The organism is Desulfovibrio sp. ZJ369 (assembly GCF_011039085.1).
Taxonomy (GTDB): domain Bacteria; phylum Desulfobacterota; class Desulfovibrionia; order Desulfovibrionales; family Desulfovibrionaceae; genus Desulfovibrio.
The window spans coordinates 1-24594 of sequence record NZ_JAAKEI010000003.1 but is presented as its reverse complement, the minus strand read 5'-3'; the positions used below and the strand labels follow the sequence as shown (position 1 = coordinate 24594).

General features: G+C 58.8%; 24 protein-coding genes and 1 other RNA gene. 10 read left to right on the top strand and 15 right to left on the bottom strand.

Features of this window, described 5'->3' with window-relative positions; translation table 11 throughout:
• Positions 1-446 precede the first annotated feature (446 nt).
• The 4 genes from G7Y51_RS01390 to G7Y51_RS01375 all read right to left on the bottom strand — a co-directional run bounded on the left by G7Y51_RS01390 (position 447) and on the right by G7Y51_RS01375 (position 4341).
• Positions 447-1670 carry an aspartate kinase gene (locus G7Y51_RS01390; RefSeq protein ID WP_165174622.1) on the bottom strand — a complete coding sequence of 408 codons (1224 nt, stop codon included), beginning with the start codon at positions 1668-1670 and terminating at the stop codon, positions 447-449.
• A gap of 204 nt (positions 1671-1874) precedes the next feature.
• A complete protein-coding gene (gene tsaE, locus G7Y51_RS01385) occupies positions 1875-2360 on the bottom strand; it encodes a tRNA (adenosine(37)-N6)-threonylcarbamoyltransferase complex ATPase subunit type 1 TsaE (protein ID WP_165174621.1) in 486 nt (161 codons plus the stop codon).
• The gene (locus G7Y51_RS01380) at positions 2348-3973 is read right to left on the bottom strand and encodes an NAD(P)H-hydrate dehydratase (protein WP_346773689.1); all 1626 of its coding nucleotides are present in this window, start codon (positions 3971-3973) and stop codon (positions 2348-2350) included. Before G7Y51_RS01380 ends, tsaE begins: the two co-directional genes overlap by 13 nt.
• Entirely contained in the window at positions 3970-4341 is a 372-nt protein-coding gene (locus G7Y51_RS01375) for a holo-[acyl-carrier-protein] synthase (RefSeq protein WP_165174620.1), read from the bottom strand. The genes G7Y51_RS01380 and G7Y51_RS01375 overlap by 4 nt, the downstream gene beginning before the upstream one ends.
• 162 nt (positions 4342-4503) lie before the next feature.
• On the opposite strand from G7Y51_RS01375, the gene G7Y51_RS01370 reads away from it, so the two are divergent.
• Positions 4504-5838 (top strand): UDP-glucose/GDP-mannose dehydrogenase family protein, encoded by a 1335-nt coding sequence (locus tag G7Y51_RS01370; RefSeq protein WP_165174619.1) that lies wholly within the window; start codon positions 4504-4506, stop codon positions 5836-5838.
• Positions 5839-6025: 187 nt separating this feature from the next.
• On the opposite strand, the gene G7Y51_RS01365 is transcribed toward G7Y51_RS01370, so the two are convergent.
• Together G7Y51_RS01365 and rpmB are read right to left on the bottom strand one after the other, a co-directional pair.
• Positions 6026-6997, bottom strand: coding sequence for a rhomboid family intramembrane serine protease (locus G7Y51_RS01365; protein ID WP_165174618.1), 972 nt, complete (start codon positions 6995-6997; stop codon positions 6026-6028).
• Positions 6998-7165: 168 nt separating this feature from the next.
• Positions 7166-7375, bottom strand: coding sequence for a 50S ribosomal protein L28 (rpmB, locus tag G7Y51_RS01360; protein WP_165069589.1), 210 nt, complete (start codon positions 7373-7375; stop codon positions 7166-7168).
• A 242-nt stretch (positions 7376-7617) separates the two neighbouring features.
• On the opposite strand from rpmB, the gene G7Y51_RS01355 reads away from it, so the two are divergent.
• The gene (locus G7Y51_RS01355) at positions 7618-9264 is read left to right on the top strand and encodes a phosphoglucomutase (RefSeq protein WP_165174617.1); all 1647 of its coding nucleotides are present in this window, start codon (positions 7618-7620) and stop codon (positions 9262-9264) included.
• 267 nt (positions 9265-9531) lie between these two features.
• Here G7Y51_RS01355 and G7Y51_RS01350 read toward each other — a convergent pair whose 3' ends face one another.
• On the bottom strand, positions 9532-10401 hold the full coding sequence (locus G7Y51_RS01350; RefSeq protein ID WP_346773688.1) for a pseudouridine synthase: 870 nt from the start codon (positions 10399-10401) through the stop codon (positions 9532-9534).
• Between the two features lie 279 nt (positions 10402-10680).
• Here G7Y51_RS01350 and rdgC point away from each other — a divergent pair, with 279 nt between their 5' ends.
• The 7 genes from rdgC to ssrA all read left to right on the top strand — a co-directional run bounded on the left by rdgC (position 10681) and on the right by ssrA (position 16866).
• Complete coding sequence (rdgC, locus tag G7Y51_RS01345; RefSeq protein ID WP_165174616.1) at positions 10681-11304, top strand: recombination-associated protein RdgC; 624 nt, start codon at positions 10681-10683, stop codon at positions 11302-11304.
• A gap of 124 nt (positions 11305-11428) precedes the next feature.
• Positions 11429-11956, top strand: coding sequence for a hypothetical protein (locus tag G7Y51_RS01340; RefSeq protein ID WP_165174615.1), 528 nt, complete (start codon positions 11429-11431; stop codon positions 11954-11956).
• A 95-nt stretch (positions 11957-12051) separates the two neighbouring features.
• Positions 12052-13005: an ABC transporter permease gene (locus G7Y51_RS01335; RefSeq protein ID WP_165174735.1), complete on the top strand. Its 954-nt coding sequence runs from the start codon at positions 12052-12054 to the stop codon at positions 13003-13005.
• Positions 13005-13841 carry an ABC transporter permease gene (locus tag G7Y51_RS01330; RefSeq protein ID WP_165069630.1) on the top strand — a complete coding sequence of 279 codons (837 nt, stop codon included), beginning with the start codon at positions 13005-13007 and terminating at the stop codon, positions 13839-13841. Before G7Y51_RS01335 ends, G7Y51_RS01330 begins: the two co-directional genes overlap by 1 nt.
• Before the next feature lie 136 nt (positions 13842-13977).
• Positions 13978-15573, top strand: coding sequence for an AAA family ATPase (locus G7Y51_RS01325; protein WP_165174614.1), 1596 nt, complete (start codon positions 13978-13980; stop codon positions 15571-15573).
• Between the two features lie 327 nt (positions 15574-15900).
• Positions 15901-16437, top strand: a complete 537-nt coding sequence (locus tag G7Y51_RS01320; protein ID WP_165174613.1) for a hypothetical protein — start codon at positions 15901-15903, stop codon at positions 16435-16437.
• 49 nt (positions 16438-16486) lie between these two features.
• Positions 16487-16866: a transfer-messenger RNA gene (gene ssrA / locus G7Y51_RS01315) on the top strand.
• A gap of 46 nt (positions 16867-16912) precedes the next feature.
• On the opposite strand, the gene G7Y51_RS01310 is transcribed toward ssrA, so the two are convergent.
• The 7 genes from G7Y51_RS01310 to G7Y51_RS01280 all read right to left on the bottom strand — a co-directional run bounded on the left by G7Y51_RS01310 (position 16913) and on the right by G7Y51_RS01280 (position 23141).
• Entirely contained in the window at positions 16913-17230 is a 318-nt protein-coding gene (locus G7Y51_RS01310) for a thioredoxin family protein (protein WP_165174612.1), read from the bottom strand.
• A gap of 17 nt (positions 17231-17247) precedes the next feature.
• Positions 17248-18378, bottom strand: a complete 1131-nt coding sequence (locus tag G7Y51_RS01305; RefSeq protein WP_165174611.1) for a permease — start codon at positions 18376-18378, stop codon at positions 17248-17250.
• A gap of 76 nt (positions 18379-18454) precedes the next feature.
• Positions 18455-18823 (bottom strand): helix-turn-helix domain-containing protein, encoded by a 369-nt coding sequence (locus G7Y51_RS01300; protein ID WP_241160087.1) that lies wholly within the window; start codon positions 18821-18823, stop codon positions 18455-18457.
• 76 nt (positions 18824-18899) lie between these two features.
• Entirely contained in the window at positions 18900-20339 is a 1440-nt protein-coding gene (locus tag G7Y51_RS01295; protein WP_165174610.1) for a DegQ family serine endoprotease, read from the bottom strand.
• A gap of 14 nt (positions 20340-20353) precedes the next feature.
• On the bottom strand, positions 20354-21823 hold the full coding sequence (locus G7Y51_RS01290) for a 30S ribosomal protein S1 (protein ID WP_165174609.1): 1470 nt from the start codon (positions 21821-21823) through the stop codon (positions 20354-20356).
• Positions 21824-22644: 821 nt separating this feature from the next.
• Positions 22645-22857, bottom strand: coding sequence for a BrnA antitoxin family protein (locus tag G7Y51_RS01285; RefSeq protein ID WP_165069524.1), 213 nt, complete (start codon positions 22855-22857; stop codon positions 22645-22647).
• 2 nt (positions 22858-22859) lie between these two features.
• Positions 22860-23141: a BrnT family toxin gene (locus G7Y51_RS01280; protein WP_165069519.1), complete on the bottom strand. Its 282-nt coding sequence runs from the start codon at positions 23139-23141 to the stop codon at positions 22860-22862.
• 316 nt (positions 23142-23457) lie between these two features.
• On the opposite strand from G7Y51_RS01280, the gene G7Y51_RS01275 reads away from it, so the two are divergent.
• A complete protein-coding gene (locus tag G7Y51_RS01275; protein ID WP_165174608.1) occupies positions 23458-24357 on the top strand; it encodes a phage antirepressor N-terminal domain-containing protein in 900 nt (299 codons plus the stop codon).
• 40 nt (positions 24358-24397) lie between these two features.
• Here G7Y51_RS01275 and G7Y51_RS01270 read toward each other — a convergent pair.
• A partial coding sequence (locus G7Y51_RS01270) for a hypothetical protein (protein ID WP_206214224.1) occupies positions 24398-24594 on the bottom strand: 197 nt, incomplete at its 5' end.

The window sequence follows — 24594 nt, the reverse complement described above, 5'->3', positions numbered from 1 at the left end:
TTTCCCGCCCGGTGGGGTTTATGACGGCGCAACGCCCTGAGGGCATTCTCTGAATTGATTCTTGCTTTACCCGCAGGCGAGCTCGGCGAGCCGTACGGATAAGGATAGTATGTGGCTTGCAGCGAGCTTTGTCGCAAAAAATTGTTGTGGTTATTCAGTATGCCGCTACCGCGAGGCTGACGCCTGCCTTTCAACTTCGCCAAACTGCGCTTTTAAGGAGCGTATCACAGCTCTGCCGGCCTTATCTGTACGACGGCTATGTCGCCAACGGAGTGTATGACTTTTAGAGCGACAAACGATAAACACAACTATTAAGAGGCCTGAAGGCCCGTACCCATGAAGAGCTTTATGCGGTAGTAGCAAAAGCCCTGAGCATGATCCCACAGGATGATGCCCAGGGCTGGTTTGAATCTTGTGGGTATGGAAAAATTTAAAGCTAATCTGCTCTAGCCGATATCCCAGTCAAGGCCGAAGGTATCGTGCAGGATGCGCACGGCCAGCTCCACATATTTTTCCTGGATCAAAATGGTTATTTTGATTTCAGAAGTGCTGATCATCAGAATATTGATGCCTTCCTGGGTCAGTGCGGCAAAAGCGCGGGCCGCAACGCCGGAATGATTGCGCATGCCTACGCCGATGGCGGAAACTTTGGCTACGCTGACGTCGTGCATCACTTCCGAGGCCCCTGTTTTCCGGGCTACTTCCGTCATGATCTCAAGCGTCTGGGGCAGATCCTTGCGCGTGATGGTGAAGGTAATGTCGGTATGCCCGTCAAGGCTGGTGTTCTGGACGATCATATCCACCAGAACGCCTTTTTCCGAAAGCGGGCCGAACACCGCCGCCGCAACTCCCGGCACATCGGGCAGATCCCGCAGGGTTACGCGGGCTTGATCTTTATCGTAGGCAATGCCGGAAACAAGCACAGCTTCCATGCTGGAATCCTCCTGAGTGACAAGAGTGCCGGGATCGTCGCTGAACGTGGAACGCACATGCACAGGGACCTTGTATTTTTTGGCAAATTCCACAGAGCGGATATGCAGAACCTTGGCCCCCATGCTCGCCATTTCCAGCATTTCCTCATAGGCGACGCGATCCATCTTGCGGGCCGTGGAGCAAATATTGGGGTCAGTGGTATAAACGCCGTCCACGTCCGTGTAAATTTCGCATTCCACGGAACCGAGAGCCGCGGCCAAGGCCACTGCCGAGGTATCGGAACCGCCGCGGCCCAGGGTCGTGACCCGGCCGTTTTTCGTGCAGCCCTGAAAACCCGCCACCACCAGAACGTCGTAGTGCTCCAGGTACTGGCGCAGCGCCTTGCTGTCAATGTCCAGAATACGCGCCCGGCCGAAATCGTCGTCCGTGGTGATTGGAATCTGACTGCCCAGCAGGGAACGGGCGCGGATGCCCGCATCTTTGAGCAGCATGGTGAAAAGGCTGATGGAGACCTGCTCGCCGGTGGAAACCAGCATGTCGCACTCCGCCTTGTCAGGGGTGTCCGACCAGGCTTCCGCAAGCGCCAGCAGTCTGTTGGTATCCCCGGCCCTGGCCGAAAGCACGGCAATCACCTTGTTGCCACGTTGCAAGCCATTCAGGACTTTTTCACGCACTTTTTTCATGCACTCCAGGGTTGCCACTGAAGTGCCGCCGAACTTTTGTACAAGTATCTTCATGCCTGTATCCATGTGTCCACGATCCTTCACCGTGCAGGCAGGCCGCTTAACCTGCGCATCAAGACATGAGACGGCCGCAAAACGCTCAAAAATGTTAGCGCGGGCCGTGAGCGTAAAAATCGCCTTTTGCCCGGCTGTCACGGCAAACGCGTGGCCGGATTTCGCCACGGCGCAGCAGTGCGAGGTCGTCGCGAAAGGCCGAACTTACGCCTCGCTCTCCGGCCAGACGGCGCGCAGACTGCCCAGAAGAGCCGTTGCGCTGTGGCCGTGGGCCTGCATAAGCAACAGTCTGCTTTCTTCGCACGACTCAAAGGATATGTCCAGATATTCTTCCGGCAGTTCAGCCTCAGGCAGATATTCGGCCCATTCCACAATGGTCAGAACAGCGGGATCGTCCAGCCCTTCCACAAGCTCGTCCGGCAGCAAGGAGCCGCTGCGGTAGAGATCGCAATGCAGCACAGGCGGCGAGGTGGGATAATGGTTGCAAACGGTAAACGAGGGGCTTGCCACTTCCGCCAAAGCCCCGCCGGGCAGAGCCTCGACCAGTGCGCGGGTCAGGGTGGTTTTGCCGCTGCCCAGAGGGCCGCGAAGCAAAAGAGCCCGCAGAGCAGGGCAGGCGGGCAGGCTTTGGGCCAGCCACTGCCCGATGCGGGTCGTATCCTCAAGCCCTGCCAGTTTCAAGACGGCCACGGCAAAATCTCCTGATCCGGTGTGGCAAGGGCAAGGCGCGCCCGCACATGGGGCAGGGCATCCGCCACTTCCCCGGCCGTATTGCCCCGCGCGGGATAGCGCCTTGCGCAGGCCCGCCCGGCCAGGGCGTGCAACGCCACGCCCATGCCGGCTACGGGCAGGCTGGTCTGCCAGCCCGCCTGACAGGCTGCCAGGAGACCGCCAAGACAACCGGCAAGCACATCGCCCGATCCGCCCACTGCCAATTGGGGCACGTCATAGGGGCTTGCCAGCAGCGGGCCTTGCCCTTGCCCTGCCAGTGTGCCCGCGCCTTTGAGCACGACCGTGCCCAGGCAGCCGCGGCAGAGCGCGGCCAGAGCCGCGAACCTGTCCGCTTGCACGACCGGCGCGGCGCATTGCAGCAGGGCCGCGGCTTCGCCGGGATGCGGCGTCAGAATGTCGCGCTCGTTGATCTTGCGCAGTAGCGCCGGTTCACGGGCGAGCAGGATCAGTGCGTCGGCGTCGAACACGGCGGGAGGGCGGTTGTCCAGGGCCAGCACAGAGGCCAGAAAGGCGGCGGCCTCCTTGCCCCGGCCCATGCCGGGGCCCACGACCAACGCGCCGCAGCGTTCCAGCAGATGGCCCAGCGTCTCGGGAATTTCCGAAGGCCAGTGACACTGATCCGGCTCTCCCAATGCCAGGGTCATGATTTCCGGCCAGCCGTTTTTGATCTCGGTCACGGAGGCGGCGGGCGCAGCCGCTGTGACCAGACCCGCTCCGGCGCGCAGGGCAGCTCTGGACGCCAGATGGGCCGCGCCGCCGAGACCGGGCGCGCCGCCCAGCACAAGGACATGGCCGAAACTGTTTTTATAACTTTCCGCCGCGGGAGAGGGCAGAGCCGCCAGACTGCGCCCGTCCAGCAAATACGCGCTGCAAGGACAAGTTTTGCGCACCACGGCCGGAATGCCGATGGCGCGGACATGCAGCGTGCCGGTCCAGGCGCGCGCCCAGGGCAGAATCAGCCCGGGCTTGGCCGCCGCAAAGCTGACTGTGGCGGTCGCGCGCACGGCTATGGGGCAAGGTCTGCCGGTAACGCCGTCGAGCCCTGAGGGAATATCCAGGGCCAGCACAAAGCGGGGCGGGTCCAGAGCATTGAGGCGCTGGACAAGTTCCGCCAAATCCGGCCGCAAATCACCGTTGAAGCCGGTCCCCAACAGCCCGTCCACAATAATTTCCGGCGCTGCCTTCCAGTCCGGCAGATCCGGGCGGCGCAAAAAAGCAAAGGGCACGCCTGTGGCCCTGGCCATGCGGATGTGCCTGGCTGTTGCGCCTGCATAGCTTTTCAACGGCCTGGTGTGCCAGACCAGCGGGCGGGCGCCTGCGTCCAGCAGGTGACGGGCGAGACAGGCCGCATCCCCGCCGTTGTTGCCGCTGCCCATGAACAGCCAGATCTTGTGACCGGCAAGATCCGGGATATGTTCCCGCAGCGCCGCCAAGGCGGATCGCGCGGCATTTTCCATGAGCATGACGTCCGGCAGCCCCAGGGTCACGGAAGCCTCATCCCAGCGGCGCATCTCGGCGGGCAGGGGCAGGGCGGGCAGCATGTCGAAAAAATCGGCCGCAGTGCGCATCATGCCTCCAGAACCACCACGGCCACAGCCGCGAAACGCTCGTGGCTGATGGAAAGGTGACAGCGTTTGACGCCCAACTGGCGCGCGCGGTTTTCGGCCTCAGCCAGCAGGCGTAATTGCGGAGCTCCCTGCGCATCGTGACCGACTTCGATCTGGCGCGGCCCGATCCCGTTGCTGAAGCCTGTGCCCAATGCCTTGACCGCCGCCTCTTTGGCCGAAAATCGCCCGGCCAGGTAGGAGATAGGATGCGCGGGCAAAGCCGCCAGTTCAGCGGGAGTCAGGATTTTTTCCAGGAACCGGAGGCCGAATTTTCGGTAGATGGCCTCAAGGCGCGCCAGTTCCGTCATATCTATGCCCAAGCCCACAATCATAGCCGCTCCGCTGCCGAAGACCCAAGCGCCCGACCGTAGTCTGACGCTTGCCCGCCGCTGAAATTTCGTTTATACTGATACATTCACTACACCTATTCTGACCCGTTCCCGGCCGGTACGTCAAGCGCGCCCGGCTGCCGGGAACGCAGGGGAGCATCATTCATGAAACTGTGCATTATCGGGACAGGCTATGTGGGCCTGGTCAGCGCGGCCTGCTTTGCGGAAATGGGCAACACCGTAACCTGCGTGGACGTCAATCCGGCCGTGGTCGATAAACTTAATGCCGGTTCCGTGCATATTTTCGAGCCAGGCCTTGAGCCCATGGTGCGGCGCAGCCGCGCCGACGGCCGACTGCGCTTCACTACCAGTCTTGAGCAGGGCATTGCCGATGCCGACTGCGCCTTTATCTGCGTGGGCACTCCCCCCCAGCCTGACGGCTCCTGCGATTTGAGTTATGTGCGGCAGGTCGCCTCTGAAATCGGACGGCACATGCAAAAGGATCTGATCGTGGTGGACAAGTCCACTGTGCCGGTCGGCACGGCCGACAAGGTGCGCGCGCTGATTGAAAAGGAACTGGCAGCGCGCGGCCTAGATTTGCATGTGGACGTGGTTTCCAATCCCGAATTTCTCAAAGAGGGCGATGCCATAGCGGATTTCATGAAGCCGGATCGCGTGGTTCTGGGCACGGATTCAGAGCGCGCGGCCGCGGTCATGCGCGAACTTTACGCGCCCTTTGCCCGCACGCGCGAAAAGCTGATTGTCATGGGCGTTCGCAGCGCGGAAATGGCCAAATACGCCGCAAATTGCATGTTGGCCACCAAGATTTCCTTTATCAACGAAATTGCCGCCATTTGCGAGCGGGTGGGAGCCGACGTGCGCGACGTGCGCGCCGGCATCGGCTCGGATTCGCGTATCGGCTACCAGTTCATTTACCCCGGCGTGGGCTATGGGGGATCGTGCTTCCCCAAAGATGTCAAGGCGTTGATCCACACTGCGGAAAAGGCGGGGGCCGCCCCTCTGCTGCTCACTGCGGTGGAGGCCGTCAATGCCCGCCAGAAACTGCATATGGCTGAGCGTATTCAAGAATACTTCGCGCCGCAGGGCGGGGTCAAAGGCAAGACGCTGGCTCTCTGGGGCCTGGCTTTCAAAGCCAATACCGACGACATGCGCGAAGCCGCTTCCATCAGCATCGTCAAGGCCCTTACGGACGCGGGCATGCGCATCCGCGCTTTTGATCCCGTTGCCGGGGCCAATGCCCGGAGGGTTTTCCAGGGCAATCCGCTGGTGGAAATACTGGACGATCAATATGCCGTCTGCAAGGGCGCGCAAGCCCTGCTCGTGGTGACGGAGTGGAACCAGTTCCGCAATCCGGATTTCGAGCGCGTGAAAACACTGCTCACGGCCCCCTTGCTCTTTGACGGGCGCAATTTATATTCTCCTGCATTTATGGCGGAGTGGGGCTTTGCCTACTTCTGCATCGGCCGCCCGGCCGCCTGATTCAGAGCGGTTTGCTAATGAAATTAGCTAAACCGCTCTGGCGACAGCGTTAGCTGGCGCCCGCGCCGAATGAGCCTGAAAACCACGCTTTTCAGGCGAAATGATGGCAGCGCCGCTTTTGAAATTGAATAATTTCAAAAGCAAAATGCTCTAGAATCCATATCGGGGCCGGGGCAGTTTTCTTGCCTCAGCCCCGAACCGCAAAAGCCCAATACCAGGCCAGAATCGGCACTGCCAGCGCCAGCAGGGCCGCCACTGTCTGCGGCAGCGCGGGCCAGCCGCGCCGCAGCCGCCAGGCCTCGCAGATTCCCAAAGCCAGACCGCACAACAGGCCGCACACATGCGCCGCGTAGTCGGTGTTTTCCCCTTCCGTGCCCAGCATGGCCAGCAGGGCCGCTCCGGCGGCCACCGGCAGCATGGCTTTGCGCCGCTGATTCTGCTGGCAGGCCATAAAGCCCGCCAGAATTCCCACCGTTGCGAAAAGGGCCGTGGAAAAGCCGATGCTCAGCGTGGATCGGGGCCGCAGCAATGCCGCCAGCGCGTTGCCCAGTATCCCGCCGAGCATTGTCAGCAAGAGGGCGCGGCCCACCCCCGCCACACGGGCCAGCAAGGGCAGAAACAGCGCGCCCACGGCCACATTGCCCCAAAGGTGGGGCAGACTCGCGTGCAGGGTCAATGCCGTGACCAGTCTGTAAGCCTGCCCGTAAACGCGCAAAAGCACGTTGTCCAGTACGCCCGCGCCAAGCCAGGTGTTCGGCGGCGGCAAAAAATCCGGCGCAGCCCACCACCCGAAGCGCCAGCCGTGCCAAAGGATCAGCGGCAGTAAAAAAAGGATCGCCACAACGCTGTGCGCATGCACGGGCAAAGGCTGCGGCGTTCGATCCTGTGCCAGCTCGGCTTCAAAGCCGCGCAGCTCTGTGAGCGCATAGTGCTCCAGGAGGGGAGGCACATAGATATACTCACGCTTGCGGAACGTGTTCAACACATAGGGGATGCCGCAGGCGTTCAGCACCAGTTGCCAGTCGCGACGCTGCACATAATCTTTGATGCCGCCGGGGCCCGTAATGTTGCGCCAGAACGACGGCAGAGCACGAGGCCTGCGCCGCACTACCCAGCGTTGAGCACGCCGCCGAAAAGCTTGCGGTTGGACGCCGCGCATCAGTAGCCTCGGTTGATGATCAAAAATGCCTGATCCCCATGTTGCCGCCACGTCGCGCAAAGATGTGCCGAACTCAAGGCTGCGCCCAACGGCAAAACCCCAGGGCAGGCGGCACAAAAAAAGCCCCGACAGCGCGCTGGCGGGGCTTGCCTGGCAGCAATAAATTTTTTAGCCCTGCTTGCGGACCACGGGCTTGGTCACCACGCCGGAACGCAGGCAACGGGTGCACACGACAAGCGTGCGCACGCTGCCGTCCGGGAACTGATGGCGCACGCGTTGCAGGTTAGGATTGAAACGGCGTTTTGTCTTGATATTGGAATGGCTCACGAGATTGCCGACCTGGGGCTTTTTGCCGCAGAAATCGCATTCCTTGCTCATGCTTGTCCTCCGTATATGCAAAAAACAGTTCAGTTCAAATGCGGCAAAACCGTGGCCCGGCGTCGTGTAGTACCGATTTGCTTGAGGGCGTAACCGCGCGAAAGGTTCATATAGCCGATGCCTTGTGAAAAAGCAAGTTTTTTTCTGGGAGCGGCTAAAGAAAACCGCTTCAGAAGCAGGCCCTCATGATTGCGCCGCGCCCGGTTCCGGCATATACTGGAGCATCTACGCTGGAGGTACGCATGGCAGTTGTTCACACTGACGCAGGGCATTTGCCCGCTCCCGACAAGCTGGAACACATTCCCGCGCTGATCAGCGCGTATTACACCGAATTTCCCAATCCCGCGGTGGCCGCCCAGCGGGTGGCCTTCGGCACGTCCGGGCATCGCGGCTCTTCGGTGCTGCATACCTTTAACGAAGAGCATATTTACGCCATTACCCAGGCTGTCTGCGATTATCGCAAAGCCAACAGCATTGACGGGCCGCTTTTTTTGGGCGGAGACACGCATGCGCTTTCCGAAGCCGCCTTTCGTTCCGCCCTGGAAGTGCTGGCGGCCAACAATGTGACTGTGCGCATTGCCGCGGGCGGGGCATTTACAGCCACGCCCGCCATTTCCCATGCCATTTTGCGTTGGAATGCGCGGCGCGAAAAAGGCCTGGCTGACGGCATCGTGATTACCCCTTCGCACAATCCGCCCCGCGACGGCGGCTTCAAGTACAATCCCCCCCACGGCGGCCCGGCCGAGACAGCCGTGACCGGCTGGATTGAGGCAAAAGCCAATGAGTACCTTGAAAGCGGCAACCACGGGGTGCAGCTCATGCATTTGCGCGCCGCCTTGAGCTCCTCGCTGGTGGAAGAATACGACTTTACCCGCGCCTATGTGGAAGACCTGCCCAAGGTTCTGAATCTGGCGGCTATTGCGGCCTCCGGGCTTAAACTCGGCGTGGATCCCCTGGGCGGGGCCAGCCTCTCTTTGTGGGAACCCATTGCCGAGGCGTATAAGCTCGATCTCACTGTGGTCAACAAAGAAGTTGACCCCACATTCCGCTTTGTCCCCTGCGACAAGGACGGCAAAATCCGCATGGACTGTTCGTCGCCCTACGCCATGAGCCGCCTTTTGACCATGCGTGAAAGTTTCGATTTGTCCTTTGCCTGCGATCCCGACTCGGATCGTCACGGCATTGTGACTCGCCAGGAGCTGATGAATCCCAACCATTATCTGACCGTGGCCGCCTGGCATTTGTTCCGGTCGCGCGACCAATGGCCCGCGGATTGCGGCATCGGCAAGACCCTTGTGACCAGCGCCATGCTGGACAGAGTCGGCAGGGAGCTTTCCCGCCCGGTTGTGGAAGTGCCGGTGGGCTTCAAGTGGTTTGTTCCCTATCTGCTGAACGGGCGTTGCGGCATGGGCTGCGAAGAAAGCGCGGGCGCTTCGTTTCTTTGCTTTGACGGCAGCCCCTGGAGCACGGACAAGGACGGCCCCTTGATGTGCCTGCTGGCTGCCGAGATTATGGCCGTAGAGCAGGCTTCGCCCAGTGAAGTTTACCAAAAGTTGACCGAGCGGCTCGGCGCGCCTGTCTATCAGCGTCTGGATGCCCCGGCAGACGAACGCATTCGCACACTGCTCAAGGGGATAACCCCGGAAAGCGTTGACCTGAAAACCCTGGGCGGTTCGCCTGTAACCGGAGTCCTGACGCGCGCGCCCGGCAATGACGCGCCCATCGGCGGCGTTAAGGTTATCAGCGAGGACGGCTGGTTTGCAGTACGGCCGTCGGGCACGGAGCCCATCTGCAAGGTTTATACGGAGAGCTTCAAGGGCGAGCAGCATTTGTGCGCCGTGCAAAAGGACGCCATTGCCTTTCTGGAACGATTGCTGGGCGGCGAGTAAGCTTGCTGGTCAGCTGCATTCCCTGAGGGCTGTCTCTGCGTTGGTTCTTGCTTTAGCCGCAGGCGTGCTCGGCAGCCATGCCCGCCGCGCGCGTCAGCCGTTGGCGGCTGTGCCGCCTTGCGGCTGACGCTTGCCTCTCAAGCTTTGTCAGGCTGCGCTTTTTGCGAAAGGACAAAATTCCTCAATTCAGAGAGAAACCCTGGAGCATGATAAAGGTACCATGCTCTGTGAGAGAAAAAACCTCTGGTAAAGGATGCTGCGAACCCTTCACAGCGCCACGCTTTTTTTCAGAGCCGTCACTTCCGTATCCGTCAGCTCTCGTGCCGTGCCCGGCTTGAGATCCCCCAGAGTCAACGGCCCCTGGCCAACCCGCCGCAGACGCAGAATAGTCAGACCCAGATCGCGGCACATCCGCCGGATCTGCCGGTTGACGCCCTGGCGCAGCACCATCCGCAGCAGGCTGTCGCCGCCCTGAGTTTCCTTTTTTTCCACCTCCACGGGCAGCAGATCTTCGCCTTCGGCCAGGCGCATGCCGTGGCGCATGGCCTCAAGCGCCGCGGCATCGGCCGATCCCCGCACCAGCACTTCATACCGTTTGGGCTGGTGGTGGCGCGGGTGGGTGAGGCGCTGGGCCAGCTCGCCGTCATTAGTCAACAAAAGCAGCCCTTCGGAAAAATAGTCCAGGCGGCCCACGGGGTAGAGACGCAGATGCCGCAGGGCAGGGGGCAGATAATCCATGACCGTGGAGCGGCCTTCAGGATCGCGTACCGTGCAGACGGTTTGCACGGGCTTGTGCAATATGAGATAGCAAAATTCCTGCGCCGCTGAAAGAGCGCGCCCGTCCACAAGCACAGCGTCGTCAGGCAGCACATGACGGGCGGGGTTTTGCTCGACCTGACCATTGACAAGAACCCGGCCGGAAAAGATCAGTTCATCGGCCTTGCGGCGCGAGCAATAACCGGCCTGCGCAATGGTTTTGTTCAGGCGGATTCCCGCAACGTCCTGCGGCGGCGTTTCCAGACGCTGAGCCTGGGAAGCGCGGTTTGCAGGCTGGGCGGCCTGGCCTGAGGGCCGACCGGCGCGCTGGTGTCGGCGCAACGGGCGCGATGATTTTTGGGGCGTATGTTTTTCGGGCATGGCAGCCTCCCTGGACCGAAGAAATATGGTGAAGAAAGAGCGAGGGCGCGTCAAGAGCCACGGCAGCGGATTCCCACGCACATAAAATTTTACATAATTATCATTATGGGACATTTATTTGATCCCCGAATACTGCGGGGGAGCACCTCGCCGCCCTCTCTTTCGGGGCTCACAAAGCACGCGCGCCGCATGCGCTTGCCCTTGGCCGGGGCTTGCCAGATTGCGCGGCTCTGACGTACAACACCTCTGTGAAGGCGCCATTATTTCCAAGGAGTTTTCATGGGCTTTGCCAACAGCACATGCAGTTTCAGCCGCTTTCGGATTCTGGATCCCGTGCCCGCGGAACTCTGGCCGCAAGTTCCCGACAAGCTGAAGCAGTTTGCTTTCCGGGACATAGACGAGATTCCGGAAATGCAATCCCAGGGCTGGACGTCCTTTGAGGACATGCTGGATACGGATTGGGCCTCGGCTCCGCCCCAGAAAGGCGCGTATCTTGTCTTTTCCCTGCGTCTGGATATGCGGCGCATTCCCGCCGGCGTGGTGAAAAAACATCTGGCCCTGGCGCTGCGGCAGGAAAAAGAACGCATGCGCGAGCAAAACAAGACATTTATTTCCCGCGAGCGAAAAAAAGAACTCAAGGAACAGGTTCTTCTGCGTCTGCGCCAGCGTTTTCTGCCGGTGCCGGGCGAATTCAATGTGCTGTGGGCCACGGATAAAAATGAAGTCTGGTTCGCTTCCACCCAGGGGAAGATGATTGACATGTTCCTGGAAGAATTTTTGAAAACCTTCGGGCTGCATCTGGAGCTGTTGACTCCCTATAATCTGGCGGCGTCCCTGCTGGATGAAGAAAGCCTGATCCGTCTGGATCAACTGGAAGCCACACAGTTCGCGCCACTGAGTTAGAGCGTTCAGCTAATTTCAGTAGCAAAACGCTCTACTGCGGCCGGACCGGATTGCCCGTGGTGCGCGGGGGGATCCGGATTGCCCTGAAAAAGCGCGCGCCAGACCGCAAGGAGTGCTTCATTTCATGAATATGCCCTATCCCGGCGAGTCCACAGATGCTATTTTGGGTCAGGAATTTCTGACCTGGCTCTGGTATCAGAGCGATACGGCTCCGGGCGCGTTTACAGACAGCCAGGGCGCGCCTTTTTCCGTTTCCATGGAGCAACGCATTGTGGTTCAGGGCGGGGAAGGCGAAGCCAGGGAGACGGCTTCGGTTTCCGGCTCGCTTTCGCCCTTGCGCGAAGCGCGCTTCGGGCTCGGCACAGGCAAAAAGGTCAGCCGGGCTCTGATTCGCCTGGAAAAAGATGAACTTGCCTTTCAGCTCTCCCTCAAGGCCGAGGATTTCAGCCTGAACAGCCTCAAAACTCCCAAGCTTGACAAGAGCGACAGCGACGAGGATCCCGATGCCCTGCTGCTGGAAAAATTTTATCTGATGGAAGTGTGTACCGGTCTGCTGGACGCGTTGTACGCCCGCTTTCTGCACTTGCGCCTTTCCGCGGACTGGCCAAAGGAAGTGGCTGATATGCGTCAATGGATGACCCGTACCGAGTGACATGTGTCCGTATGAGCCCCCTGCCCTTCCTGACCCCCCGCCGCCGCTCGCGCCTTGCGGGCATTGCCCTGAACGTCGCCGGAAAAACGCTCTGGATGCTTCTGGTGCTTTGGGGCATTACCCTGATCTCTTTCTGGGTCATCCATCTGGCCCCGGGATCGCCCACAGATCTGGAAACAACCCTTAATCCTTTGGCGGGCGAAGCCGCGCGCCAGCGACTTGAGGCTCTCTATGGCCTGGATCGGCCTTTGTATGTGCAGTATTGGGACTGGCTCACGCGCTTGCTGCATTTTGACTTCGGCAACTCCATGTCCGCCGACGCCCGGCCGGTATTGACGAAAATTCTGGAGCGCCTGCCTCTTACGGTGGGCATGAACGTGACGGCCCTGGTTCTGACCCTGCTGATCGCCATCCCGGTGGGTATCCTCTCGGCCAGCAGGCAGAACTCCCTGCTGGACCGCACGGTCACGGTGCTGGTTTTTCTGGGCTTTGCCATGCCCTCTTTCTGGCTCGCGCTGCTCCTGATGATGTTTTTCGGCATTGATCTTCAATGGCTGCCCATTTCGGGCCTGACCTCCATGGATTATGCCTCCTTGAGCCCCTGGGGCAAATTCTGCGATCTGGCCCGGCATCTGGCTTTGCCCATTCTGGTGTATACCGTGGGCGGTCTGGCGGGCATGTCGCGCTATATGCGGGCCTGCATGCTGGAAGTGCTGCGCCAGGACTATATCCTGACAGCGCGGGCCAAAGGGCTTTCCCCCGGCGCGATTATCTGGCGACATGCCTTGCCCAACGCGCTTTTGCCGGTCATCACCCTGCTCGGCCTTTCCGTGCCAGGTCTTATCGGCGGCAGCGTGATTATTGAGTCCATTTTCGCCCTGCCCGGCCTTGGGCAATTGTTTTACACCGCAGTCATGGCCCGCGATTATACCATGATCATGGGCAATCTGGTTTTGGGCGCTGTGCTGACGCTGGCGGGCAATGTGCTGGCCGATGTCTGCTACGGGCTGGCGGATCCGCGCATCCGCTCCGCCAGGGAGAAAAACTGATGCTCCCCCGCGTCGTGAAAAAACTGCTGACCCGCCACCTTATGCTTGCGCTGGGCCTGTTCATCGTGCTGGGCGTGTCGTTGCTGGCGCTGTTTGCTCCGGTGCTGGCGCCGTACGATCCTGCGCAACAGCATCTGAACGAAATCTTCGCGCCGCCCTCCTCCCGCTTCTGGCTGGGCACGGATCGCCTGGGCCGGGATGTTCTTTCGCGCCTGCTCTACGGCGGGCGGGTTTCGCTCTGGGTGGGCTTTGTGGCTGTGGGCATCTCCATCAGCATCGGCACCTGTTTGGGATTGATCAGCGGTTATTTCAGGCGCTGGGTAGATGAGGCCACCATGCGCGTGGTGGACATCATGCTCTGCTTCCCTTCCTTTTTTCTGATTCTTGCGGTGATTGCCTTTTTGGAGCCGGATCTGACCAACATCATGATAGTCATCGGCCTGACCTCCTGGATGGGCGTGACGCGGCTGGTGCGCGCCGACACGCTGAGCCTGCGCGAGCGGGAATTCGTGGCCGCGGCGCGCCTGGCCGGCAGCCCCACCCGGCGTATTTTATTGCGGCATATTCTGCCCAATGCCCTTGCGCCGGTGCTGATCACGGCCACGCTGGGCGTGGCCGGAGCCATTCTGGTCGAATCGAGCCTGAGCTTTCTGGGGCTTGGCGTGCAGCCGCCCACGGCCAGTTGGGGCAATATGCTCATGGAAGGCAAGGCGGCCATTGAAACCGCGCCCTGGCTTTCCTTTTATCCGGGTCTGGCCATTTTGGTGACCGTGCTCGGCTATAATCTTCTGGGCGAAAGCCTGCGCGACATGCTGGACCCGAGGCTCAGGCAATAAACCCGGCTTTGCCTTGACGCGTCGATTTTGCTATTTTTTCCGGTGCGCGGGGGGCGCGGCGGACGCAAGCCGGGCCCGCGGCGCGTGTTGCGTATTGTTGGCAGCGTCGATTTTATTACGATAAGTTGTTGAAAATATGCTGGAATATCTACGCATCCGCAATCTGGCCCTCATTGAAGACATGGAACTGGATTTTTCGCCGGGCATGAATGTGCTGACCGGGGAAACCGGGGCCGGGAAAAGTTTCGTCCTGAAAGCTTTGGGTTTTCTGCTGGGCGAGAGGCTGACGGCGGATATGGTGCGCCCCGGCGCGCAACGCGCCCAGGTGGAAGCGCTTTTCACCCTCAAGGAACAGGATCTGGTGCTGCGCCGCGAGCTTTTGGCGGAGACCGGGCGCAGCAGACTCTACATCAACGACGAATTGCGCTCGCAGGAAAGCCTCAGGGAATTGCGCGCGCGCCTGATCACGCATACCAGCCAGCACGGGCAGCAACAGCTTTTGCAGCCCGCTTTTCAGGCCCGCTTGATGGAAAGCGCCCTGCCCTGCCCGGAACTTTTGCGGGAGCGCGACGACCTGCTCGATCGCTTGCATGAACTTGCAGCCAGGCGCGAGGCGTTGCAGGAAAAACAGGCCGGTCTCGCGGAGCGGCGGGATCTGCTTGAAATGCAGCAGCAGGAAATAGATAAAGTATCACCTGAAGAAGGAGAGGAAGAACAACTTGAAGAATTGCGCGCCAAGTCCCGCTCAGTGGAGCATCTGCGCGAAAATTATGAAAACGCGCTGGAATTGCTGCACGGCGGCGACAATGTGGGCCTTCTGGATCTTCTGGGCAGTTTTGAAAAGCTCATCCATGCCATGAGCCGCGACGACCCGGCGCTCACCCCTGACGCCGAAGCCGTGTCCGCCCTGCGGGAGCAGCTTTCGCATCTGAGCAACCATCTGCGCCGCCCGCCCCTGCCGGATGAAGAACTGGACATGGACAAGATCGAGGCGCGCCTTTTTGCCCTGGCTCAGCTCAAACGAAAACTGCGCCGCAGCCTGTCGGAAATACTCTCCTTGCGCGAGGAAATCACCGAGAATCTTTCCTTTCTGGATGTCTGCGGCCTGGATCTTTCGCGCCTCGCCAAAGAAGAATCCGCCCTGGCGGAAAAACTCGCGGCAGTCACGGCACGGATCAGGCCTTTGCGCCGTGAATCCGCGGCCGCCTTTGCCCAGAACCTTGAGAATGAATTGCGCGGCTTGGGGTTTTCCGAACAGGTCCGGGTTATTCCGGACTTTGTCGCGCATGAGCTCTGGCCGGGCATCAACGACGAGAAGGTGCGCATTCTCTGGGCTCCCAATCCGGGGCAGCCTCCGCAGCCGCTGGATCGGATTGCATCGGGCGGCGAGCTTTCGCGTTTTCTGCTGGCGCTTACCAGTGTGCAGCCCAGCGCGGAGAGCGCCACATATATTTTTGACGAAGTGGATGCCGGCGTGGGCGGGCTCACGCTGAACAAGCTGGCCGAAAAACTCTATGCTCTGGCCAAAAAGCGCCAGATGCTCCTGATCACCCATTGGCCGCAACTGGCCGCGCGGGCGCAGAAGCATTTTCAGATCAGCAAGGTCGTCAAAGAGGCCGCGACCTTTACGCTGTGCACGCCGCTTGACGGGCCCGCGCGCTACGCCGAACTTGCCCGCATGGCCGGGGGCGGGGCTCAGGGCGAAGCCCTGGCGCGCTCTTTGGCTGATTGATTTTTCCTTTTCTCCCGCACCGCCGCTCTTCCCCGTGTTTTCAAGGCAATTTTTGCCCATGCGAAGGGGGAGCAGGCTTTTTGCGCCGCCGAGTCCGTCTCTTGACGGTCGCGTTACAATTTCCGTTTTTTCCGGCTCAGTGCCCCCCTGCCTTTCCAACTTTGCAAAATATCTGAATATTTTCTAGACTTTTTCAAACAAGAGCCTGCCGGCGCTGCTTCTGGCATCCATTTTGCTTACGTCAGGGCAACGCGCCTCACGGAAAAAATGACCGTGGTTTTGTACGCGCTTGGGATTGAAACGACGCAAACGTGAGTGGAGGATCCTGTGAATACCGACAGCCACAATCAGCTCGCCAGTATGGTCCACATGCAAACCGGCGTTCAGGCGATTCACGGCATTGCCGTTCCCGATCCGGAAACGGCCGCGCTGTCGGAGCTTGCGGACGACGCGGCCCTCATGCTGCGCATGCTGTCGCGCAATGGGCAGGAGCTTTCAGATGCCCTGGAAGCCCGCCTGGACTGTTTGCAGGAATCCTTCATGGAAATTCTTAACAATCAGATGGCCGCGGACACACTGAAAGGTGAAACCCGGCTGCATCTGTACCTTTCGCCGGAAGGCCGGCTGGTGGTGGAAGGCGAAGACGGCGATGCCGAAAAATTATGCGAGCTCATTGCCGGCGCCCCTGTATTGCAACGCCGCTTTCAGGAGCTGGCCCGTCTGGCTTTGCTCTCTCGCGGCGTGGAAGTGGCGCGGCAGGCTCATGAAGCTCTGAAGAGCCCGGAAAGCTCGCCGGAAAACCCGCTTTTCGGGCGTTACCATATGTGCCTCAAGGGTTCCCTCTCGCATTTCTATGTGCGTTGAGCTTGCCAATCCCGCATAAACTGTTTACTATATGCAGTATTCCCAATAAGGGGGCGCACTGGTTTCGACGGGGACGTAGAAACCGGAGTGGCAGGCCGAGGCGCCGCTGGCCTCGTAAAAAAGCGGCAACAGCAGTAATTGCCAACAACGATTACGACTACGCTTACGCTGCCTAAAAACAGATAAGCACTGACCGCAAAGCCGGTCGCGCTGATCGGGACCACGCCTGATAATCCCGGTCGGCGACATGCATCAGGCTGGCGAAAACCGGCGCTCGCCGGGGTTTTTCGTGAGATGTTACCGGCGGGCTTGTTGTAGCGCGCCTGGTCCGGGGCTACCGATACAACGAGATATAATTCTGACCTAAGCCTGTAGATGCTTCGCGTGGAATGTTCGCGGACGGGGGTTCAATTCCCCCCGCCTCCACCATCAGTTCATCCGGCAACAGCCATTTGAATCCCGAAAGTCAAGCTATTCAGCGGACTTTCGGGATTTCTTTCTCCGGCGTTGTCTTGCCGCAGCAGCAAGCACCGGTTGTGCCTGCAGCAGCCGCGCCGGAAGCGCTGTCAATCCAGGCCGCAATTTCTTCTTTGCCGGGAACCCTGCCGCTGGATTTCACCACGCCGTCAACAGCTATGGCCGGGGTAGACATGATGCCCGCCGCCATCATTTCTTTAAGGTCAGATACTTTTTGCACTGTGATATTTCCGCCTTTGGTCGCAGCTATTTCTTTCACCAGATTTTCCGTTTCCGTGCAACGGGCGCAGCCAGGGCCGAATATTTTGATTTCCATTGTCTTTCTCCAGTTGATTAAACCATATACGGGCCAAGGATGTTGAACAGCCAGCCCAGTACTGTGAAGATCACCCACAAATAGCCTATGAACGTCGCTTGCAGCTTGATGGTCATAATCTGCCGGAGCATCATAACTTCCGGTATGCTCGCCGCAACTGCGCTCATGCAAAAAGCCAGAGTCGTGCCAATGGGCAGCCCCTTCGTCAAAAGGCTTTCCATAATCGGAATAATGCCGGTGACGTTGGAATACAACGGGATAGCCACCAGTACCGCCGCCGGAACCGACCACCATTCCCCGGATCCAAGATTATCCGCAAACCAGTTATCCGGCACGAAACCGTGCAGTGCCGCGCCGATACCCACGCCCATGATCACCCACTTCCAGACCCGCTTACAAATGGAAGCAGTCTCGCTGTAAGCGAAGGAATGCCGTTGGCGTATGGTCAGTTTCTGTCCCCCTCCTGCTTCATTGATAAAATGGTACGCCGGAGCTTTCTCCAGCGTTTCAAGGATAAACGGCTGCAACCAACGGCCTGCGTTAAGGCCGTCCATGACAAAACCCCCGATGATGCCTGCCGCCATGCCGACCAGCACATACATCAGCGTGAATTTCCAGCCGAGCAGCCCCCACAGCAATACAACCGCAATTTCATTGATCAGCGGCGAGGTTATCAGAAAGGACATGGTAATGCCGATGGGAATACGCGCCGTAGTGAATCCAAGAAACAGCGGAATACTGGAACAGGAACAGAACGGCGTGACCGCGCCGAAAGTCGCGCCCAGGAAATAGCCGAGGCCGCGCCGCTTGCCCGCCAGAAAATCCCTGACCCGCTCGACATTGAGCGAGGCGCGAATCCATGCAATGCCGTAGATCAGGGCCACCAGCAGCAGGAGTATTTTCACCGTGTCGTACAGGAAAAACTCCAAAGACAAGCCCCAATGCGAATCCGGGTCAAGGCCGAGTACCTTGAATACCAGCCAGTGCGAAGCCGGCAAAACAGAGGAATAGACAAGCCACCAGAGCGCGGCCAGACCCGCGACAGTCGCAAAATATTTGCCGTTCCAGCCTTTCGGGTTTTCAATCGGGGCCGTGGGCTGTGAAGCGCACGCACAACAGCAGCCCGGAGTTTTGGGAGTGGCAGACATGGCGACCTCATCCTATAGAGCAATAAATGTTGATTAGTTGAAATGTTTTCGTAAAAAAAATCCTCATGCCCCTGGCCTAGCGTTTCGGCAGTATGCCGTCCTTTACGGGGCTGGCTTGCCTGAAGCGGCGACAGGCTTCCGGATTACCCGAACAGCACTCTTCCGTCAGATAGCCCACGATTTGCAGCATCAGCGGTATATTGGCCTTGTAACGCATAAAGCGGCCTTCTCTTTCCACGTCCACCAACCCGCTTTGCACAATGGCCTTCAGATGAAAAGAAAGGTTGGTCGGGGGAATAGCGAGCTGCCGGGCAATATCCCCCTGCACAAGACCTTCAGGAGCATTCTTCACCAACAGTCGGAACAGGTCCAATCGCACATCGGAGGAGAGCGCCTCAAAAATTTTACTCGCCTGCTTGCTTTGCATAGATTGATAATTCAACATTATTTGATGTATGTCAAGCTATGCTGCAACAAAAAAAGGGGGCCGAAGCCCCCTTGTATGCAAAACGGTAAAAGGCTTATTTTTGCGGCAAAGGCACGGTACGGAAATACACGTCGCCGCGGCGTTCGATCTGGAGCATGATTGCCCCGCGTTTGACGCCTTCCTCGTTGACGATTCTGGAAAGCTCTTCCACGCTGTTCACGGGCTTCAGATTGGCTTTCAGAATCACGTCGCCGGGGCGCAGATCAGCTTCAGCGGCAGGCTTGTCGGGGGTCACGTCCACGATCAGCAGACCTTCGCCCTTGTTGAGCCGCAGCTCGCGGCGTTCGTCCTTGTTCAAAGGCCGCACCGCCAGGCCGAGAAGCCCTTCATTGCGCTGCTTCTGCCCTTTTCCGGGGCGGCTGTCCGCAAGTTGGGAAGATTTGCGCTCGCCGAGCGTCACTGTAAGATCATAGTTCTTGCCGTCGCGCCAGACAGTCAGCACCGCGGGGCTGCCCGGGGCTTTGTCCGCAATGGCGCGCAGCAGGGCCGAAGCGTCTTCGATGTCTTTCTTGTCCACGGCGATAATCACATCGCCGTCTTTCACGCCGCCTTTGGCGGCAGGCTCGTTTTCCATGACGTTGCCCACCAGCGCGCCCTTGGGTTCAGCAAGCCCCAGGGCTTTGGCGGTATTTTCGTCCACATCCTGAATGCTGACGCCGATCCAGCCGCGGCTGATCTTTTTGCCGCTTTTGATCTGATCAATGATTTTGGCGGCCATATTGCTGGGGATGGCGAAGCCGATGCCCTGGCCGCTGGCGATAATCGCCGTATTGATGCCCACGACCTGCCCGGCCATGTTCAGCAGCGGTCCGCCGCTGTTGCCCGGGTTGATGGAGGCGTCGGTCTGCAGAAAATTGTCAAACGGGCCGGAACGGATATCGCGGTTCATGGCCGACAGAATGCCCGCGGTCACGGTATGATCCAGGCCGAATGGGTTGCCGATGGCCAGCAGCCATTCGCCTACCTTGAGCGCGTCGGAATCGCCGAACACAAGAAACGGCAGAGGTTTTTTCGTTTCCACTTTCAAGAGGGCCAGATCGGTTTCCTCATCCGAACCAATCAGCGTGGCCTTCAAGGTTTCACTTTTGCCGTTGCTTTCATCCAGGGTGACATGAATGACGTCGGCGTCGGCCACCACATGATTATTGGTGACGATATAGCCGTCCGCGGAGACAAGAAAACCCGAACCCAGGGATTTCTGCTTCATCTGCGGCCGTTTGCCGCCACGGCCCTTGCTGCCGCCGAACTGTTCAAAAAATTTTTCAAAGCCGGGAGGCATGTTGCGGAACATCTCCCCGAAGAAGTCTTCGGGGCCGCCCCCTGAGCTTTTCCGCTCGGTGCCGATATTGACGACCGCCGGGCCGCTTTTGGCCGCCAGCTCGGTAAAATCGGGCAGCCCTGCCGCCTGGGCGAGTTGCCCTGCCGCAAGAAAGATCACGGCCAAAGCAGCGGCAAGGTATTTCTGTATTGTCATGGAAACGCTCCTCGTTACTTTTTTTTCATAGCATTTTGCAAGGCCTGTGCCATAATGCCCAAACCCGCGTCGCCGGATGCCGCTTTGGATGAAGCATGCTGCTTCCAGGCTTTGTCGTCGGCCATGGCCGCGGCTTCCGTGCCCTCGGGCGCAAGGCTGATGCGCCGCGCCGCGCTGTCTATATTTTGTACAACCAAGGTGACGGCGTCGCCTTTGTCAAGCTTGCCGTACTGCCCTGCATTCCTGGCGTTTTTCATGACGCCTGCGGGCAAAAGCCCGGTGATGCCCGGCGCCAGGGATACAAACAAACCATATTGGGTACGGCTTTCCACAGTGCCGCTGACTGTCGCGCCCACGGCAAAGCGCTGGGCCGCGTCCTGCCAGGGATCGCCTTCGGCGTCGCGCAGGCTCAGGCTGATACGGCGGGCGTCCGCGTTCACGTCCTTGATTTTCACGGAAACGGTTTCGCCCACGTTGAGCACTTCCTCGGGTTTGTTGATCCGCTTGCCCCAGGACATTTCGGAAATATGAATCAGGCCTTCAACGCCGGGCAGCAGTTCCACAAATGCGCCGAACGGGGCCAGGCGCATAACCTTGCCCTGCACCACGGTTCCGGCCTTGAGCCGCTCCGGCGCCTCCAGCCAGGGATCGCCCTGGGCCTGCTTGCGCGAAAGGGAAATCCGCACCTGCCCCTTGTCGTTCTTGCTGATCGCCAGAACCTTGGCTCTGACCACATCCCCGGGCGAAACGACTTCATCCGCCGCGCCCACGCGCGACCAGGAAAGCTCGGAAAGATGGATCATGCCTTCCACTGCCGGGGCCAGTTCCATGAATGCGCCAAAGGACGCCAGGCGGGAAATGCGGCCTTCCACAGTGTCGTTGACTTTCAGACGTTCAAGAAGGACCTCAAGCTGCTCAAGGCGTTCACGCTCCAGCAGGGCGCGGCGTGAGACCACGACATTGCGGCCCCTGTTCTCCACGCGGATGATCAAAAACTGCAGGGTGCGCCCCACCAGGGAGTCCGCATCGCCCAGGGCCGCGCCATCCATCTGACTGCCCGGGCAAAAAGCCGTTTTGCCGAGGACCTCTACGCTGTAGCCGCCTTTGCACACGGCGGTTACCCGGCCGTCCACCGGCAGCCCGGCGTCCCGGGCCTCTTCCAGAGCGGCCACGCCACTGCCGCTCATGGAGCGGGAAAGGCGGATCTCCTGCGGGGAAACGCCAATGACCCAGGCTTCCACGCTGTCGCCCGGGCCGACGCTTTCCTGGCCTTGGGCATCCAGAATGTCCTTGCGCTCCATGATCCCGTCAACCTTGATGCCCACGTCCACAAAGACGCTTTCGCCGGTGACGGCAATCACCGTGCCGCTGACTTTCTGGCCCGGCTGCAAACGCTCGGACGATGCGCTGTGGGCCGCCAGCAGGGCGGCAAAATCTTCTATAGCGTCTTCCGGCGCTGGGGTCTCTATTTTTTCCTCGGTCATATTCCCGCTCCTTCAAACTTGGGCTTTGTGCTCCAAGCGGACAATCATATACCGGATGCCCGTAAAAAACAATGAAGGCGCGGCCCCTTTTCCCGGCCCGGATCAGGCAACGGCACTTTCAGCGAGGTGCGCGTGCCTCAGGGCATGGAAAGATGTATAACTTTTATACAGGTGAATAATTTTCGAGCAGCGCGGATGACGGCAAAGACGGCGCATACAAAAGACCCTCGGCAAAGACCGGGGCCAGTGAGCGTGCGCGTCCCCTGAAAAGTATGCGGTACAGGGCACAGTGGCGCAACTGTGCTGTTTTTCGTGCCCGGCGCGCAGCCCGCGGCAGTAGAGGTTTTGCTCATGAAATGAGCTGAACGCTCTGGCTATGGCTTTCTGACAGGCTCATGGGTTTCTTCTTCACAAGAAAAGACAGAAAGATCATGCCCTTACGCGAGCGTCTCAGGGGACGGAAAAAGCCATGCCGGGCATTGCGCGTTCCAAGGGGCTGCAAAGTAAAAGAGCTCCCTGACCTTTGTGGCCTGTTCCTGGGACCGGGTGCCACGAGAAAGCAAAGAACCCCGAAAACCCCTGTTCTCAAGGCTTTCGGGGTTATAGAAACCCGGATGGGATTACATTCTGGTAGCAAGGGAGGCTTGAAAACTTTTTCTATATCATGGTAAATTTATTATATAAAATAAACATAAAAAAACTTTGTTACCCCATCAGTTCCCCCTTTTTACTACCCCCCAAGAGATACGCAGCTTTTCCATGCTCCGGCCCTTCCCGCTCAAAAGCCGTTCCTGTTTGGCGGTTGTGAACACCCGGCATCGCTATTCCCCCCAACTTAACACGGGCTTCCGTTGCTTCGCCGCGCAATCGGCGAGGTAAGCATTGATCAATGTCTGATAAGGTATGTTTATCTGCTCCGACAAACCTTTGAAATACTCAACCACTGTCGTGTCAAGTCGGATGGTTACCGTTGTTTTTTGCGGCTTAATATAAGGGTTTTTGATACCATTGGAAAAGTCGTATTCATCCCGCATGGCTATTTCCTCCGTTCATACGTTGTCAATTCGGATTTTGATGCCTTCCGTGCCGAAATAATCCTGATTTTTTCATCGTTTTCACGATAACAGTGACAGACTACCAGCAAACGGAGAACCGAACTCAGACCGAGGAGCAAAAATCTGTCTTCATCCTCCGAATGATCAGGGTCGAAAATTCTCAATGCGTCACAGTCTTGAAAGACAGTCTGTGCTTCCTCAAAGGAGACCCCGTGCTTACGTTTGTTTATGGCAGCTTTTTGGGCGTCCCAGACAAATTTCATGCTTTTCTCTCCTTTCGTAAATAAAATATATTTACAATATAAATTTTTATCAAGTATTTTCTCTCGAAAAAAGTGGTTGACATTTCCCGCGTTTTGTGGCGTGGTGGCCGCACGGAGCCTGAGAAACTCCCCAAACGACGGTCGCCATTCCGTTTGTCAATGGCTTTTTTCGTGCCCTATGGCGTGATATATTCACGCACATATTGGCCGGGAGTAGGGTAGCAGTAATGCCCCTGCCGTTCGTTTGGCGGTTCTCAGCTCCCGGTCTTTCTCTTTGGGCAACGCAAAGGGAATGAGAAAACCAAACGGAGGCCGTATGTGCCAGCTTTCCCCCGTCACCTTTCACGGTGACACCATCTTTTGTATCGACTACCAAAACCAACCTTTCACGCCCATGCGCCCCATTGTCGAAAACATGGGGCTTGACTGGGGCGGCCAAGCGGTAAAGCTCAAGGCCAACAAGGAGCGTTGGACTGTAGAGATGATCTCTACGGTTGCCCAAGACGGCATCGAACGCGAAATGTTGTCCATGCCCGTGCGCAAACTCCCTGCTTGGCTGAACAGCATCAACTCCAAGAAGGTGCGCCCCGAGCTTCGGGCCAAGATTGAGCTCTATCAGGCCGAGAGCGACGACGTACTCTGGAATTACTGGATGAAGGGCCGGGCGGAACGTTCCACCCAAAATTCCGATGCCCCACTCACGCCCGACCAGCAATGCACCCTTCGGGCGCTGGTCAAGGCGCGGGTGGAATCCATCCCGGCCGATACGCGGCCCAAAGGGCTGTTCCCCCAGATCTGGAGCCGCTTCAACAACCATTTTCGCATTGCCCGCTACTGCCAGTTGCCACAATCGCGCATGAGCGAGGCCATTGCATATCTCACGAAGATGGAAATCGTGCGGCAGACGTTGGAAAACCCCAAGCCCAAGGCCCTCCCTGCCGGCTATCCACCCCTCGCAGAAGCGGGCGCATCCTGCATGGCGGAAATCTTGAACCTGCGTGGCAGTCTTTTCAAGGCAAGCGTGGACTTGAAGGCCGTCATGCAAATGGGCCTTTCCCACGGGAACGGGCAGAACCTTGGTGAAGTCCAGCGCGCCTTCTCAGAATCGCTCGGGCAATCCGTCGATGCGTTCTTCATGTCCATCAATCACAATATGATCGCCATTGAGCACATGTTCCGCGCCTTCATGGAAGCGGAAAAGCTGATTCACGGCTAAACGAAAAGGGCTGGAGCTTCCATGCTCCGGCCCTTCCCGCTCAAATGCCCCAGATTTCAGCCTGGCGGGCTCCCTTTTCCTTTTGCTTGCCGCTTACCCGGTTCTGCCGTCTTCTGGCCTTCACGCGCCGCATGACATCCTTGAACGAGATCAGCATGTGCGGTTTGCCTTCGTCTTTCATCTTTTCATTCCACCGGGCAATCTCGCGTATGGCCTCCCGCCGCCCTGCCGGGTCGC

Coding starts and splice junctions, on each gene's coding strand:
- G7Y51_RS01390 (WP_165174622.1), bottom strand. CDS start 1,670: ATGAAGATACTTGTACAAAAGTTCGGCGGCACTTCAGTGGCAACCCTG.
- G7Y51_RS01380 (WP_346773689.1), bottom strand. CDS start 3,973: ATGATGCGCACTGCGGCCGATTTTTTCGACATGCTGCCCGCCCTGCCC.
- G7Y51_RS01375 (WP_165174620.1), bottom strand. CDS start 4,341: ATGATTGTGGGCTTGGGCATAGATATGACGGAACTGGCGCGCCTTGAG.
- G7Y51_RS01370 (WP_165174619.1), top strand. CDS start 4,504: ATGAAACTGTGCATTATCGGGACAGGCTATGTGGGCCTGGTCAGCGCG.
- G7Y51_RS01365 (WP_165174618.1), bottom strand. CDS start 6,997: ATGCGCGGCGTCCAACCGCAAGCTTTTCGGCGGCGTGCTCAACGCTGG.
- rpmB (WP_165069589.1), bottom strand. CDS start 7,375: ATGAGCAAGGAATGCGATTTCTGCGGCAAAAAGCCCCAGGTCGGCAAT.
- G7Y51_RS01355 (WP_165174617.1), top strand. CDS start 7,618: ATGGCAGTTGTTCACACTGACGCAGGGCATTTGCCCGCTCCCGACAAG.
- G7Y51_RS01350 (WP_346773688.1), bottom strand. CDS start 10,401: ATGCCCGAAAAACATACGCCCCAAAAATCATCGCGCCCGTTGCGCCGA.
- rdgC (WP_165174616.1), top strand. CDS start 10,681: ATGGGCTTTGCCAACAGCACATGCAGTTTCAGCCGCTTTCGGATTCTG.
- G7Y51_RS01340 (WP_165174615.1), top strand. CDS start 11,429: ATGAATATGCCCTATCCCGGCGAGTCCACAGATGCTATTTTGGGTCAG.
- G7Y51_RS01335 (WP_165174735.1), top strand. CDS start 12,052: ATGCTTCTGGTGCTTTGGGGCATTACCCTGATCTCTTTCTGGGTCATC.
- G7Y51_RS01330 (WP_165069630.1), top strand. CDS start 13,005: ATGCTCCCCCGCGTCGTGAAAAAACTGCTGACCCGCCACCTTATGCTT.
- G7Y51_RS01325 (WP_165174614.1), top strand. CDS start 13,978: ATGCTGGAATATCTACGCATCCGCAATCTGGCCCTCATTGAAGACATG.
- G7Y51_RS01310 (WP_165174612.1), bottom strand. CDS start 17,230: ATGGAAATCAAAATATTCGGCCCTGGCTGCGCCCGTTGCACGGAAACG.
- G7Y51_RS01305 (WP_165174611.1), bottom strand. CDS start 18,378: ATGTCTGCCACTCCCAAAACTCCGGGCTGCTGTTGTGCGTGCGCTTCA.
- G7Y51_RS01300 (WP_241160087.1), bottom strand. CDS start 18,823: ATGTTGAATTATCAATCTATGCAAAGCAAGCAGGCGAGTAAAATTTTT.
- G7Y51_RS01295 (WP_165174610.1), bottom strand. CDS start 20,339: ATGACAATACAGAAATACCTTGCCGCTGCTTTGGCCGTGATCTTTCTT.
- G7Y51_RS01290 (WP_165174609.1), bottom strand. CDS start 21,823: ATGACCGAGGAAAAAATAGAGACCCCAGCGCCGGAAGACGCTATAGAA.
- G7Y51_RS01285 (WP_165069524.1), bottom strand. CDS start 22,857: ATGCGGGATGAATACGACTTTTCCAATGGTATCAAAAACCCTTATATT.
- G7Y51_RS01280 (WP_165069519.1), bottom strand. CDS start 23,141: ATGAAATTTGTCTGGGACGCCCAAAAAGCTGCCATAAACAAACGTAAG.
- G7Y51_RS01275 (WP_165174608.1), top strand. CDS start 23,458: ATGTGCCAGCTTTCCCCCGTCACCTTTCACGGTGACACCATCTTTTGT.